Genomic DNA, 13680 nt, shown 5'->3' with positions numbered 1-13680 from the left:
CTCGCCGGATCATTCCGGCCGTGTCCGTCGCCACGTGTGCTCTACACATGTCGTACTACGACTGTAGAAGATGAACGCCGGGCGAGGCAAGCAGCGGATACCAGGGACAAACCCGGAGGCCGCGGCGAAGGCAGGCCTTGCGCCTTGCGATGGCTGCGCCGCCACGGCCGTCGGCCCCGCGGCGGGCTGGCGACGGGGCATCGGTCAGAATCCCGGCATGACCGATCTAGCCGCCTACATGACCGGCGTCGGCGAGGCTGCCCGCCGTGCCGCCACGCTGATGGCCGCCGCGCCGACCGCCGCCAAGGACCACGCCCTGCAGGCGCTGGCCCGCCGCCTGCGCGAGGCCGGCCCGGCGCTGGCCGAGGCCAACGCGCGCGACCTGGCCGGCGCCCGCGAGCTGGATGCGCCGCTGCTGGACCGGCTCAAGCTGAACGACAAGATCCTGGCCACGGTGGCCGAGGGCTGCAAGCAGATCGCCGCGATGCCCGACCCGATCGGCGAGATCACCGGCGTGAAGCGCCGCCCGACCGGCATCGGCGTCGGCCACATGCGCGTGCCGCTGGGCGTGTTCGGCATGATCTACGAGAGCCGCCCGAACGTGACCATCGAGGCCGCGTCGCTGGCCATCAAGAGCGGCAACGCCTGCATCCTGCGCGGCGGCTCCGAGGCGCTGCACAGCAACCTGGCGCTGGCCGCGCTGGTGGGCGACAGCCTGGAGGAAGCCGGCCTGCCGCGCGACGCCGTGCAGTTGATCAACACCACCGACCGCGCCGCGGTCGGCCTGCTGATCGCGATGCCGGCCTTCGTCGACGTCATCATCCCGCGCGGCGGCAAGGGGCTGATCGAGCGCATCAGCCGCGAGGCCCGCGTGCCGGTCATCAAGCACCTGGACGGCAACTGCCACAGCTACGTCGACGCCGAGGTCGACCTGGACCTGGCGGTGGCGGTCGTGGACAACGCCAAGACGCAGAAGTACAGCCCCTGCAACGCGACCGAGTCGCTGCTGGTCCACGCGGCGCGGGCGGCGGACTTCCTGCCCCGCATCGGCATGGTGTTCGCGGCCAAGGGCGTCGAGATGCGCGGCTGCGAGCGCGCGCTCGCGCTGCTGGATGCGGTGCCGCGCGATCTGCTCAAGCCCGCCACGCCCGAGGACTGGGACACCGAGTACCTGGCCCCGATCATCAGCATCAAGGTGGTGGACGACCTGGACGAGGCCATCGCCCACATCAACCGCCACGGCTCGCATCACACCGACGCGATCCTGACGACGAACCACGTCCACGCGATGCGCTTCCTGCGCGAGGTCGATTCGGCCAGCGTGATGGTCAACGCCAGCACGCGCTTCGCCGACGGCTTCGAGTACGGCCTGGGCGCTGAGATCGGCATCTCTACCGACAAGTTCCACGCCCGCGGCCCGGTCGGGCTGGAGGGGCTGACGTCGATGAAGTGGGTGGTGCTGGGGCAGGGCGAGATCAGGCGCTGATCCGTCCGCCCCGCGCCGGGCGCCCCGAGCCCTTGTCCGGAAGCACGACGCACGGCATCGGGCCGCCGAGCACGAGCCTTCAGCGCCGGGCATGACGCCCGGCGCTGAAGGCTCGTTGCTCGTTGCTCGTTGCTCAGGGCAGGTTGGACACGTAGGCGTCCTTCGGCACGCTGATCCGGTAGACCGCCTGGAAGCGCTGCGTCTGGTTCGGCGCCAGCGGCAGCTCCCACGACTGGATGCCGCGCTGATCGTGCCAATCGGCCTTCGTGACCGGCGGCGTGAACTGCGTCTGCACGCGGATGTCCTCGTGCTCCGGCACGGGCGCGGGCTCCAGCACCTGCAACGTGACCGGCCGGCCGCGCAGGTTCTCCACCTGCCACTGGCGCGTCACGACCAGCTCGCGCCGCGAGCCGATCAGGCCGGTGTTGGCGCCCTCGCGCTTGTCCGGCTCGACGCGCACCCGCAGGCGGTCGTCGACGCCGAAGGGCAACGTCCACGTCGCCTCGCCGCCGAACTGCAACGGCACTTGTCCGATCAGCGCGTTATCGCGGAACAGTTGCACCGCCCCCATCGGCCAGGAGCCCTGCGGGCGCGGCAGCTCCGCCACCAGGTAGGCGGCCGGCTCGATGCGCGGCTGCACGCGCGCCAGCACGCGCGCGGTCGCCGACATGACCCCGAGGCTGACCGTGGACATCGCGCCGTCCGCGCGCAGCGTGACGCGCTGGGGCAGGTCGTACTCGGCGCCGAACTCGCCTTCGAAGACGCTCGGGTCGAAGCTCGTCACCGCGGTGACGACGGAGCCGGTGACCCGCACCTCGCTCAGGTCCTTCGCGGGCGCGGCCAGCATCGCGGGCGCCGGCATCACGGCCATGCGCACGCGCTGCGCCACCGGCTCGGGCCGCTCCAGCGACAAGGTCCACGGCTGCAGCGGATCGAGCCCCGCCGCCTGGCGGGGGCGCACCGTCGACAGCTTGAGCTTGACGTCGGTCCAGTCCTCGCCGCTGGTCTGCGCGATCTGCGCCAGACGCTCGATCGACAGCGCGCCGCTGGCCGTGTCCAGGCGCGCGCGGTACTGCGGCTGCCAGCCGGCGCCGCTCAGGCGGTAGGACAGGCCGAGCTCGCCGCCCTCGCTCGTGGACAGGCGCAGCGTCACCACCGACACGTGGCTCGACGCCGTCGGCGCGGCAGCCTTGGCGGCCGCCAGCTCGTTGCCCAGGTCGTTGAAGCGCTCCCGCAGCGCCTGGCGCCGCAGGGTCAGTTCTTGCGCGTTGCGGCGCAGGGTGTCCAGGCTCGCGGCCAAGGCCGGACCGGGGCGCGCCTCGCGATCCGACAGGCCCTTCAGGTAGGCCAGCGCCGCGTCGACGCCGGCGATGTCGGCCTCGACGCCGGCGCGCTGCTGCTCGACCTCGCGCAGGCGCGCATCGCGCTGGCGACATTCGGGCAGGGTATCGCGGGCGACGCGTTCGATCTTGAGCTCGCCCAGGTTCATGCCGGCGGGCGCGCGCACTTGCAGCGCGTCGCGCTCCAGCTCCGCCGGCAGGCAGGTGAAGCGGGCCTGCGTCGCGCCGGCCGGCACCCGCTGCGCGCGGTCCACCTGCGCGCCGCCGGGATAGAGCAGCACCTGGGAGATGGTGGACGAGCCCGCCGTCGGCGCGCCGGCGGCGGCCCCCGTGGCGGCCGCGGCCGGGCCGGTGACGGCCGTCGTGGCGGCCGCGATGGCGAGTGTCGTGAACAGTCGTTGCATTGCTTTTCCTCCTTCAGGTCGGCGACGCTATCACGGTGCTGGCACACTTCCGACCTGCCGTTTCCGCTGATGTCGACCTCATGTCCAACGCCGCCGCTTCGCCCATTCCCGCCGTCCACGCCTCGCGCCGCAAGGCGCTGGTGCTGTTCTCCGGCGGCCAGGATTCGACCGCCTGCCTGGCCTGGGCGTTGGACCGCTTCGCCGAGGTGGAGACGCTGGGCTTCGACTACGGCCAGCGCCACCGCGTGGAGCTGGACTGCCGCCAGGTCGTGCGCGACCAGATCGTCACGCGCTTCCCGCACTGGGCGCCCAAGCTGGGCGCCGATCACCTGCTGGACCTGAGCCTGCTGGGCCAGATCTCCGACACCGCGCTGACGCAGGAGCGCGCGATCGAGCTGCAGGCCAACGGCCTGCCCAACACCTTCGTGCCGGGCCGCAACCTGCTGTTCCTGACCTTCGCGGCGACGCTGGCCTACCGGCGCGGCGCCTCGGTGCTGGTGGGCGGCATGTGCGAGACCGATTTCTCCGGCTACCCCGATTGCCGCGACAACACGCTCAAGGCGCTGCAGGTGGCGTTGAGCCTGGGGCTGGACGCGCCGATGACGCTGGAGACGCCGCTGATGTTCCTGACCAAGGCGCAGACCTGGGCCTTGACCGAGACCCTGGGCGGCGAAGCGATGAACGCGCTGATCGTCGAGCACACGCACACCTGCTACCTCGGCGAGCGCCAGACGCGTCACGACTGGGGCTGGGGCTGCGGCCACTGCCCCGCCTGCGAGCTGCGGGCCAAGGGCTGGCGCGAGTTCCAGCAAGCCAGGGCCAGCGGAGCCGCGGCGCCGGTGGGCGCGTGATGCACTGGAACTGGTGGTTGTGGGGACTGGGCGCGGTGCTGCTGTTCTGGAGCATCGGCGCCTACAACCGCGTGATGCAGCTGCGCAACGAGATCGCCAAGGCCTTCGCGCAACTGGACGACGCGTTGACGCGCCGCTTCGCGCATGGCGATCTGCTGCTGGAGCGGCTGCGCGAGCGCCTGCCCAGCGAGCAGGCCAGCCTGGACGCGCTGGCCGCCACGCAGGCGGACGCGAAGGCGGCGACCCAGGCGGTGCGCGCGCGGCCCTACGCGGCCGATCCGGTGGCGCAACTGGCGGTCGCCGCGGCGGTGCACGGCGCGGCGCTGACGCGGCTGGTGTCGCTGGTGGAGCACCAGGCCGAGCTCAATGCCGATCCGGAATTGAGCGCCGCCGTCGACGAGCTCAAGCTGATCGAACGCCAGCGAGCGTTCTCGCGCCAGGTCTTCAACCAGGCGGTCACCGCTTACAACGCAGCAGTGCGTCAGTTCCCGACCCGGGTGCTGATGAGCTTCGTGGGGTTCAGCGAGGCCAGGAGCCTGTAAGGCCGGCGGACGGCCGAAGGCCCGGCCCTCAGCCCTTCTTGCGCATCAGCGCCAGGAACTCCGCGCGCAGCGTCGCGTCCTTGAGGAAGGAGCCGCGCATGACGCTGTTGGTCATCGTGGAGTCCATGTCCTTGACGCCGCGCCAGTGCATGCAGAAGTGGTCCGCGTCCATGACGATGGCCAGGCCGTCGGGCTTGACGCGGTCCTGCAGCTCGTTGGCCAGCATGATCACCGCCTCTTCCTGGATCTGCGGGCGGCTCATGATCCACTCGGTCAGGCGGACGTACTTGGACAGGCCGATCAGGTTGGAATGCTCGTTGGGCAGCAGGCCGATCCAGACCTTGCCGATGATCGGGCACAGGTGGTGCGAGCAGGCGCTGCGCACCGTGATCGGGCCGACGATCATGAGCTCGTTGAGCCGCTCCGCGTTGGGGAATTCGGTCACTGCCGGCGCCGCCGCGTAACGCCCCGCGAAGACCTCGCGCACGAACATCTTGGCGACGCGCTTGGCCGTGTCCTGCGTGTTGTGATCGCTCTGGGTGTCGATCACCAGTGCCTGCAGCACCTCCTGCATGCGGGCCTGGACCTCGGCCTGCAATTGCTCCAGCTCACCGTCCTGGACGAAACCGGAGATGTTGTCGTTGGCGTGATAACGCTGGCCGGCCTGGACCAGCCGGTAGCGGATGCGCTCCGAGGCCGGCAGCGCGGCCAGTTCCTCGGCGTTCAGGATGAGGGTGCCTGTCATGGATGAAGGGGTCCGGACCCTCGCGGGCCCCGAATGCGGGTTGGCGTCAGGAACGCAATGGCGGCGATTGTCGTTGCATCGGCAAATCATTGCGAAAGCAAGGCTGTCCTACCGTCATCGCCGCATCGCCTGCCGAACGGACGCCGCGGACGGCGCCCTTAAACTCCGCCGGTGTCTTCCGTCCCGAACTCCTCCCCGCCGCTGCACCGGCTGCTGGCGCACGCCGCCGACGCCGTGCAGGCCGTGCGCGACGGCCAATCGCTGACCGACTGGTTGTCCCGCTGCCCGGCCGATCTGCGCCCCGGCGCGCAGGCGCTCAGCTTCACCGTGCTGCGCCGCCTGGGCGCGGCGCAGGCCCTGCGCGCGAAGCTCGCCCCGAAGAATCCGCCGCCACGCGTCGACGCGCTGCTCATCACGGCGCTGGCGCTGCTATGGCCCGGCGAGACCGCCTACGCCGAGCACACCCTCGTCGACCAGGCCGTGCACGCGGTGCGCCAACGCGCGCCGAACAGCGCCGGCTTCGTGAACGCGGTGCTGCGCCGCTTTCTGCGCGAGCGCGACGCGCTGGTGGCCGCGCTCCGCGACGACCCGGTCGCCGAGTTCAATCACCCGCGCTGGTGGCAGGACCGCCTGCGCGCGGACTGGCCGGATCGATGGCAAGACCTGCTCCGCGCCAACCAGCAGCGGCCACCGATGACCTTGCGCGTCAGTCCGGCTCACGGCGACACCGTGGACTACCTACGCAGGCTCCGCGAGGTCGACATCGACGCCCGCGCGGCCGGCGATCTGTTCCCCCAGGCGCTGGTGCTGGACGAGCCGCGGCCGGTCCAGGCCCTGCCGGGCTTCGGCGAAGGGCATGCCTCGGTACAGGACGCGTCGGCCCAACTGGCGGCGCCGTTGCTGCTCGGTCAGCATCGCCCGCAAGACCTGACCCCTGACGAGGACTGGCCGGTGCTCGGCGCCGGCGCCCGGGTGCTGGACGCCTGTGCCGCGCCCGGGGGCAAGACCGCGCACCTGCAGGAACTCGCCGGCAACGCTCTCGATCTGCTGGCATTGGACGCCGATGCGCAGCGCCTCGATCGTGTCCGCCAGAACCTGCAACGCCTCGGCCTGGACGGCGACGTGCGCGCCGCGGATGCCCGCGACACCGCCGCGTGGTGGGATGGCCGGCCGTTCGACGCGATCCTGCTGGACGCGCCCTGCAGCGCCTCGGGCATCGTGCGGCGCCATCCGGATGTACGCTGGCTGCGCCGCGCCACCGACATCGCATCGCTGGCCCAGACCCAGGCGCAATTGCTGGACGCGTTGTGGCCCCTGCTCAAACCGGGAGGCCGGCTGCTCTACGCGACCTGCTCCGTCTTCAAGGCCGAAGGACAGGATCAGACCGACGCATTTTTGCAACGCCATGGCAATGCCCGGTCACGAGAGTTCGCCCGGGGTGCCGGGCATCTGCTGCCGCTGGCCGACAATGCCTCGAACGACGACCTGCATCAGGGCGTGACGGCCGTCACCGACGGCTTCTATTACGCACTGCTGCACAAGTCCCGAGCCTGAGCCCAGAATACCCGCCCGCGCGTGAGCCGCCCCCATCGTCCCGTTTCGCTGCGTTCCTGGTGGCAGCGCCTGACCCTGGTCGGCGCGCTGCTGGTGCTGCACGGCTGGGCGCTGGCCCAGGGCGTCGCACTGCAACTGCTGAACGCCGAGCGCGCCGAGGACGGCCTGGCGGTCAGCTTCAGCACCCGCTTCGAGCTGCCGAAGCCGGCCGAAGAGGCGCTGCTCAAGGGCGTCGCGGTCTACTTCGTCGCCGATGTCCAGGTCTTGCGCAGCCGCTGGTACTGGCGCGACGCGCGCATCGCCACCGCCAGCCGCACCTGGCGCCTCACCTGGCAACCCCTGACCCGCCAGTACCGTGTCAGCACGGGCGGGCTGCATCAAAGCTTCGACACGCTGGGCGAGGCGATCGCCTCGTTGCGCGGTGTGTCCGGATGGCGCGTGGCGGACTCCAAGGAGATCGAGGACGATGGCCGCTATTACCTGGAGTTCAGCTACAAGTTGGACACCACCCAACTGCCCCGCCCGATGCAGATCGGCCTGGGCGGCAACCATGGCTGGACGCTCTCGGTCGAGCGCAACTTGACGCTGAATCTCGAAGCCGCCCCGTCCCCTCCGCCGAACAAGCCGCAGCCCTGACCGTGGCACGCCGCTCTCCGCCTACCGTGCAAGGATCCTGACCCGTGACCAAGTCGGCACGCCTGGCGTGGTTGATCTCCGTGGCCGCGATCGCGGGGGCCGGCGGCATGCTGGTCTTCCTGCTGTCGATCAGCACCACGGCGCAGCGCGGCTTCCTGGAGCGCCACTACCTCTGGCTGTTCTGGGTCAACGTCGCGGTCGCGACCGCCCTCATCGTCGTGATCGGCGTCGCCGGCACGCGGCTGGCGCTGCGCGTCAAGCGCGGCCGCTTCGGTAGCCGCCTGCTGCTGAAGCTGGCCGGCATCTTCGCCATCGTCGGCGTCGTGCCCGGGCTGCTGATCTACACGGTCTCGTACCAATTCGTGAATCGCAGCATCGAGAGCCTGTTCGATCAACGCCTGGCCAGTGCGCTGGAGGCGGGCCTCGCGTTGGGCCAGGACACGCTGGAGAACCTGCGATCCGAACTGACCGCCCGCACCCGCGCGGCCGCCGAGCGCTGGGAGGATGGCGCCCTCGCGCCCCTGGCGCTGGAGCGGCTGCGCGATCAGATGGCGGCGCGCAGCGTCGCGCTGATCGGTCCCAACGGCCAGGTGCTGCTGTCGGCCGGCGGCGAAACCGGCGATCTGCCCGAACGCCCGGGCACCGCGCTGCTGTCGCAGGCCCGCGCCAACGGCGTCGCCTCCCGGCTGGAGGGGCTGGAGGACGAGCAGCAGGCGGTCCTGGGCGAGGCACGCATTCGCGCGCTGGCGCTGCTGCCCAGCAACGCGCTGCAGCTGACCAACAGCGATCGTTACCTGATGGTGGTCAAGCAGATCTCCGGCAAGGTGGTGAGCAACGCGCTGAATGTCTCGACAGCCAGCCAGGAGTACCTGCAGCGCTCGCTGCTGCGCGACGGGCTGCGGCGGATGTACCTCGGCACCCTGACGCTGGTGCTGATCCTGGCGGTGTTCGCGGCGCTGCTGCTGGCGGTGGCGCTGTCCAACCAGCTGGTGCAGCCGCTGCTGCTGCTGGCGGAAGGCATGCGCGAGGTGGCGCAGGGTGACCTCAAGACCAAGCCGGTATTCCGCTCTCGCGACGAGCTCGGCGGCCTGACGCGCTCGTTCGCGGACATGACGCAGCAACTGGCCGACGCGCGTGGACAAGTGGAGCTCAGCGTCATGCAGCTGGAAAGCGCGCGAACGCATGTCCAGACGATCCTCGACAACCTGACCGCCGGCGTGATCGTGTTCGACGCCGATCGCCGCATCGAGACCGTCAACCCGGGCGCGACGCGCATCCTGAAGCTTCCGCTGTCCGCCTATGTTGGCCGCCCGCTGGACGACCTGCCCGTGCTGGCCGCGTTCACGCGGGACATCTGGCAACGCTTCGAGATGCAGAGCAGCCCGGAAACCAGCGAGCGCGAGCATTGGCAGGATTCGTTCGAACTGCAGCTCGCCGAGCAAAGCACGCTGACGCTGCTGGTGCGCGGCGCGCTGCTACCGCAGGAGGCGCGGCTGCTGGTGTTCGACGACATCAGCGAGGTTGTGTCGGCGCAGCGGTCGGCGGCCTGGAGCGAGGTCGCGCGGCGCCTGGCGCACGAGATCAAGAACCCGCTGACGCCCATCCAGCTGTCGGCCGAGCGGCTGCAGTTCAAGCTGGAGTCCAAGCTCGAGGGCACCGATCAGGCGATGCTGGTGCGATCGGTCGGCACGATCGTGAACCAGGTGCAGGCGATGAAGCAACTGGTCAATGAGTTCCGCGACTATGCGCGGCTGCCGGCGGCGAAGCTGGCGTCGCTCGACCTCAACGGGCTGGTGGCGGAGGTGCTGACGCTGTATGCGGAGGCGCAGGAAGCCGGCCAGTTGAGCGCGGATCTGGCCACCGATCCGCCCTTCATCATGGGTGACGCGCCGCAGTTGCGGCAGGTCATCCACAACCTGGTCCAGAACGCGCTGGACGCGGTCAGCGAACAGCCCGACGGCCGGGTGACGGTGCGCACGCAGAAGGCCTTGAACGAGGCCGGAGACGTGCGCGGGTTGCGGCTGGTCATCACCGACAACGGCCACGGCTTCGCGGAGAACGTGCTCAAGCGCGCCTTCGAGCCTTACGTCACGACCAAGATCAAGGGGACAGGGTTGGGGCTGGCGGTGGTGAAGAAAATCGCCGATGAGCACGGCGCGCGCATCCGTCTGACCAATCTGCATCCGTCGGGCGGCCCCGAACAGCCGCCGACCGGAGCGCAAGTTTCGTTATCATTTTCAAAACTCGCGACTGCACCGAGCCCTGCGCAGGACGCGCCTCGGCCGCGTGAACAGTAGGCATACATGGCAACCATTCTTGTTGTTGACGACGAACTGGGCATCCGTGCCCTCTTGTCCGAAATCCTCTCGGACGAGGGGCACACCATCGAACTGGCGCAGAACGCGCAGCAGGCGAGGGCCGCCCGAGAGCGGATGCGCCCGGACCTCGTGCTGCTCGACATCTGGATGCCTGATGTCGACGGCGTGACGCTGCTCAAGGAGTGGGGCAGCAGCGGCCTGTTGACGATGCCGGTCATCATGATGAGCGGCCACGGCACGATCGACACCGCGGTCGAGGCGACCAAGTTCGGCGCGATGGCGTTCCTGGAGAAGCCGATCACGCTGCAGAAGCTGCTGCGCGCGGTCGAGCAGGCGCTCGTGAAAACCACACCGCGCCCGGCCGCGCCGACGAGCGCGCCGGCCGTCGGCATGCCCAACCCCTACCCGCGTCCGGAGTCCCTGCCGCCGATGACCGTGGGCGCGATGCCGATGGCGACGGCGGGATTGGCGCCGATCGCGCCGATGCCGCATCAAGGTCTGGCATCGGAGCAGGTGTTCGAGCTCGACCGCCCGCTGCGCGAGGCGCGCGATGCGTTCGAGAAGAGCTATTTCGAGTTCCACCTGGCCAAGGAGAACGGCTCCATGACCCGCGTCGCGGAGAAGACCGGTCTCGAACGCACGCACCTGTACCGCAAGTTGAAGCAACTGGGCGTCGATCTTTCAAGGAACAAGCGCGGCACTGGAATTTAGTGCTATAGTCGCGGTCTTCGTTGTTCAGCACGGCTCTAGCCAACGGACAGCGAAGCGCGAGACCCAAGTCTCACGGCCAAGTAGCTCAGTTGGTAGAGCAGCGGATTGAAAATCCGCGTGTCGGTGGTTCGATTCCGCCCTTGGCCACCAAGAATTTCGCCAGGTGCAGAATGCATCTGGCGTTGATCCAAGCCCGGCATGTCCGGGCTTTTTCTTTGGCCGCGGCGCTCACGCAAGCGCCATCCAAAGCTGCAGCGCCAGCCCTGGCTCGCCAGCAAAACCCATGGCCGCCTCCCCTCGCCCTCAATGCTTGACGGGCGACGGCTCCAGCTTTCGGGTGCTCTTGAACCAATCCTCGGACACCGTGTCCGTCACGATGTACTGGAAGCCTCCGGCGCGCTTCCTTTCGAAGTTCTCCCCGATCACGCTCATCTGCATCTTGGTGTTGGGCGGAACTTCCAGTACGGCGATGTGCGTGGGCGCCTGTTTCAGGCCCAGGTGAGCCTGGATCTTCTCGGGGTCGTTGCCGAGATGCGCGATTTCCTTCTCTCGCACCATGAAGCCGCCCACCTTTTTGTTCTCCGTCTCGTGCCAGACGCGGACGAAGCGCTCGGTCCGCTGCGACACGTAGCTGCGGAAGTTGGAACCCGTGGAGTGCGGCGGGCGCCAGCCCTCTTCCCTCGCCTTCGGCGTGTCGTACTTGAGGTTCTCTTCGCGCGAGTTACCCCGCACCACCCCGGCCATCTGCGCGCCCTGGCCCATCCGCGCGACACGTGCGGCTTCCACGCGCGCGCGGGCCGCGGCGTTGAAAGTGCTGGACAGTCCACCATTCGATCCGCCCGCGGACCCGCCCTTCCCCGAGCCCCCGCCCCCGGGCGGCGAACCCGCCAGCTTCTGCACATCCGCCCGCACGGTGGCCCGCTGCTTCGTCGTCCAACTGGTGGATGAAGCCGAGGGGGCGCCACCGTCGTTGGCGGGCTGGCGGGGTTTGACGCCGATGCGGGAGGCGGGCACGGCGAGAACGCGGCCCTGGAACTTCACCAGCGCGCGGCCGTCTGGCGTCTGCTTGCCGGTGTAGCCCTTGGCCAGCTGAGCGGTGGTGGGCGGCTGGTTGGACTTGGAGACCCCGTTGGAGAAGGTGCGGCGATCCGCGCCGGCGTTGGCACCAAAGCTGCCTCGCTGGGCGGCAGCATTCTGCTGCGCCTGGCGTTGTTGTTGAGACTGCTGCGCTTGCCGCTGCGTGTCCTGCGCCTGCTGCCGACCTTGCGCGGCTTGCTGTTGCCGCTGCTGGCGCTGCATTTCTTGTTGCTGCTGGCGGGCCTGCTCGCGCTGTTGCTGCTGCATCTGTTCTCGTTGCTGCTGCTGCATCTGCTGGCGTTGCTGTTGCTGCATTTGCTGTCGCATCTGCTCCTGCTGCTGTCGCCGCATCTCATCCTGCTGGCGGCGCGCCTGTTCCTGCTGCTGTTGCCGGGCAGCATCCTGTTGCTGCCTCTGCTGCTGGGCGCGCGCGTCGTACTGGGCTTGCGCCGGCAGGGCCGCGCCGGCCATCAGCAGCACGAGCACCGAGGCGGCGAGGCCCGACGTCAAACGCGATCGTGGGCCGGCGGTCAAGCCGAAGGAGGAGGCATGGCGGCGCATGGACGTTCCTGTGTTGCTCGTGGCTCGTGGCAAGGCGGCGCTCATCCGGCCACGCAGCCGCTATAGCGCCCTGGCTTGGCCTGCATCAGGTGCTGCGTCACCGGCCAGTAGTCCGCATACAGGTCCTTGCGCACCTTCTGGGACTTGGGGTTCATGGCATTGGCGTTCACCAGGCATTCGCACCGCTGTCGCCCCACGTCCTGCTGGCCCGCCTTCTTGGCCGAGTCCACGCACATCTGGTCCAAGGTCGACAGGAACTGAGCATCAGGCGCCCATTCATTGGTGAGGAAGGTCCAGGCGTTTTTCTTGAACGTGTCCAGCCCAGGACTGCCGCAACCGTGCTTGAGAATCAGGAAGAAGCCGTCGTTCATGCCGCTCAGCGGAATCTCGTCCGCCAGCAGGCTCAGCTTGGCCTCTTCCTCGCTGTAGGAACTGGGGTTGCCGCGAGCACGCAGCAGGTTGTCGCGGATCTGCATGGTCTCCTTCAGCTGGTTGGCGGCCTGGCCCAGATTGAAGCCTCCGCCGAAGGACATGCCGCGCGGCATCAGACGGCCGGGCACCCGCTGGATGCGGGCGAAGTCTTGCTTCAGACCTGCCACTTCGGCGGGGGTGAAGTGGGCGTTGCACTCCTCCTGGATGGTGGCCGCCACCGCGGTGAGGTAGCTCTTGGCATAGGCCTCGTCCAGCGTGATGGCCTCGTACTTGCGGGCCATGATGTTGTCGATCAGCTGGGGTGATTTCAGCGCCGGCTTGGGCAGCTTGGCCACCTCCGCCGCCCGCAGCGCGTCGGCTTTGTCCAGCTCCTTCTCCTCGCGTTCGGCCATGGCCACCTGCTCGGTGTAGTCCGAGAACTCGGCCAGCACCTTGGCGGCCGGCTCGAAGCCGGATTCCAGCGCGCGCTGGTACAGCGCCAACGCCGTGCGCGGGTCGGGTTCGATGCCTGGACCGCCATCCAGGTGGATGTCCGCCAGGTAGGCCAGCGCGGCGCCATGGCCTTGCTTGGCAGCGACGATCAGGCGTTCGATGCCCGCTTCCAGCCGATCGCTGGCCAGGTAGCCGCGCGCCAGTTGAAAGGCGAGGCGGGGGCTGGCCTTGTCCAGTTTCACTGCCGCCTCGCAGGCGGCCACCACGGCTGCGGCATCCAGTTGGGCATCGGCGACGCCGTCGGCATGCGCTTCGGGGTCTTCCGGATGCGCCGCGAGCTGGTCGCAAAGTTGGATGGGCGTCAGGGGACTGGGGGGAAGCGGATCCGCCAAGGGCGCCGAGCCCGCGCCCGCGGGTTGGGCCTGGGCGGACAGGAGAAGCGAGGCCGCGATGGCAATCAGGACCGTGATCGCGGCAGCAGGACGGCGGGACCTGTCCTGAATTTTGTGTGCGAGGCATAACATGACCCGACCCCGGAGCATTTATGCCAATCGACAAACCGCTGAGCAAGACCAAGCTGAGGAACGCCGC

Annotated in this window: 11 protein-coding genes and 1 tRNA gene; 8 read left to right on the top strand and 4 right to left on the bottom strand. The window is 69.1% G+C overall.

The window, feature by feature from the left end; genetic code table 11:
• The first annotated feature begins 217 nt into the window (after positions 1-217).
• Complete coding sequence (locus CDN99_RS22090; RefSeq protein ID WP_088387078.1) at positions 218-1486, top strand: glutamate-5-semialdehyde dehydrogenase; 1269 nt, start codon at positions 218-220, stop codon at positions 1484-1486.
• Positions 1487-1619: 133 nt separating this feature from the next.
• On the opposite strand, the gene CDN99_RS22085 is transcribed toward CDN99_RS22090, so the two are convergent.
• Positions 1620-3230, bottom strand: coding sequence for a DUF4139 domain-containing protein (locus CDN99_RS22085; protein ID WP_088387077.1), 1611 nt, complete (start codon positions 3228-3230; stop codon positions 1620-1622).
• 80 nt (positions 3231-3310) lie between these two features.
• On the opposite strand from CDN99_RS22085, the gene queC reads away from it, so the two are divergent.
• Complete coding sequence (gene queC / locus CDN99_RS22080) at positions 3311-4081, top strand: 7-cyano-7-deazaguanine synthase QueC (protein ID WP_088387076.1); 771 nt, start codon at positions 3311-3313, stop codon at positions 4079-4081.
• A complete protein-coding gene (locus tag CDN99_RS22075; RefSeq protein WP_088387075.1) occupies positions 4081-4623 on the top strand; it encodes a LemA family protein in 543 nt (180 codons plus the stop codon). The genes queC and CDN99_RS22075 overlap by 1 nt, the downstream gene beginning before the upstream one ends.
• Before the next feature lie 28 nt (positions 4624-4651).
• Here the strand turns inward: CDN99_RS22075 and folE are convergent, their stop codons facing one another.
• Positions 4652-5368 (bottom strand): GTP cyclohydrolase I, encoded by a 717-nt coding sequence (gene folE / locus CDN99_RS22070; protein ID WP_088387074.1) that lies wholly within the window; start codon positions 5366-5368, stop codon positions 4652-4654.
• A gap of 171 nt (positions 5369-5539) precedes the next feature.
• Between folE and rsmB the strand changes: the two genes are divergently transcribed.
• The 5 genes from rsmB (at position 5540) to CDN99_RS22045 (ending at position 10737) form a co-directional block, all read left to right on the top strand.
• Entirely contained in the window at positions 5540-6922 is a 1383-nt protein-coding gene (gene rsmB, locus CDN99_RS22065) for a 16S rRNA (cytosine(967)-C(5))-methyltransferase RsmB (RefSeq protein WP_088387073.1), read from the top strand.
• A gap of 21 nt (positions 6923-6943) precedes the next feature.
• On the top strand, positions 6944-7558 hold the full coding sequence (locus CDN99_RS22060; RefSeq protein WP_238139657.1) for a DUF4390 domain-containing protein: 615 nt from the start codon (positions 6944-6946) through the stop codon (positions 7556-7558).
• Between the two features lie 44 nt (positions 7559-7602).
• On the top strand, positions 7603-9855 hold the full coding sequence (locus CDN99_RS22055) for a sensor histidine kinase (protein ID WP_088387072.1): 2253 nt from the start codon (positions 7603-7605) through the stop codon (positions 9853-9855).
• Between the two features lie 6 nt (positions 9856-9861).
• Complete coding sequence (locus CDN99_RS22050; protein WP_088387071.1) at positions 9862-10587, top strand: response regulator; 726 nt, start codon at positions 9862-9864, stop codon at positions 10585-10587.
• 74 nt (positions 10588-10661) lie between these two features.
• Positions 10662-10737 (top strand) — tRNA-Phe (locus CDN99_RS22045).
• Positions 10738-10890: 153 nt separating this feature from the next.
• On the opposite strand, the gene CDN99_RS22040 is transcribed toward CDN99_RS22045, so the two are convergent.
• A complete protein-coding gene (locus CDN99_RS22040; RefSeq protein ID WP_141100922.1) occupies positions 10891-12225 on the bottom strand; it encodes a hypothetical protein in 1335 nt (444 codons plus the stop codon).
• 41 nt (positions 12226-12266) lie between these two features.
• The gene (locus tag CDN99_RS22030) at positions 12267-13481 is read right to left on the bottom strand and encodes an SEL1-like repeat protein (RefSeq protein WP_088387068.1); all 1215 of its coding nucleotides are present in this window, start codon (positions 13479-13481) and stop codon (positions 12267-12269) included.
• Positions 13482-13680: the final 199 nt, after the last annotated feature.

This window comes from Roseateles aquatilis, assembly GCF_002205645.1.
Taxonomy (GTDB): domain Bacteria; phylum Pseudomonadota; class Gammaproteobacteria; order Burkholderiales; family Burkholderiaceae_C; genus Roseateles; species Roseateles aquatilis.
Note: the sequence above shows the minus strand (reverse complement) of the source record. Positions and strands in the feature narration are given on the sequence as shown.

What these genes read in the sequence shown, in the direction of transcription:
- CDN99_RS22090 (WP_088387078.1), top strand. Translation starts at nt 218, where the DNA reads ATGACCGATCTAGCCGCCTACATGACCGGCGTCGGCGAGGCTGCCCGC.
- CDN99_RS22085 (WP_088387077.1), bottom strand. Translation starts at nt 3,230, where the DNA reads ATGCAACGACTGTTCACGACACTCGCCATCGCGGCCGCCACGACGGCC.
- CDN99_RS22040 (WP_141100922.1), bottom strand. Translation starts at nt 12,225, where the DNA reads ATGCGCCGCCATGCCTCCTCCTTCGGCTTGACCGCCGGCCCACGATCG.
- folE (WP_088387074.1), bottom strand. Translation starts at nt 5,368, where the DNA reads ATGACAGGCACCCTCATCCTGAACGCCGAGGAACTGGCCGCGCTGCCG.
- CDN99_RS22075 (WP_088387075.1), top strand. Translation starts at nt 4,081, where the DNA reads ATGCACTGGAACTGGTGGTTGTGGGGACTGGGCGCGGTGCTGCTGTTC.
- CDN99_RS22050 (WP_088387071.1), top strand. Translation starts at nt 9,862, where the DNA reads ATGGCAACCATTCTTGTTGTTGACGACGAACTGGGCATCCGTGCCCTC.
- queC (WP_088387076.1), top strand. Translation starts at nt 3,311, where the DNA reads ATGTCCAACGCCGCCGCTTCGCCCATTCCCGCCGTCCACGCCTCGCGC.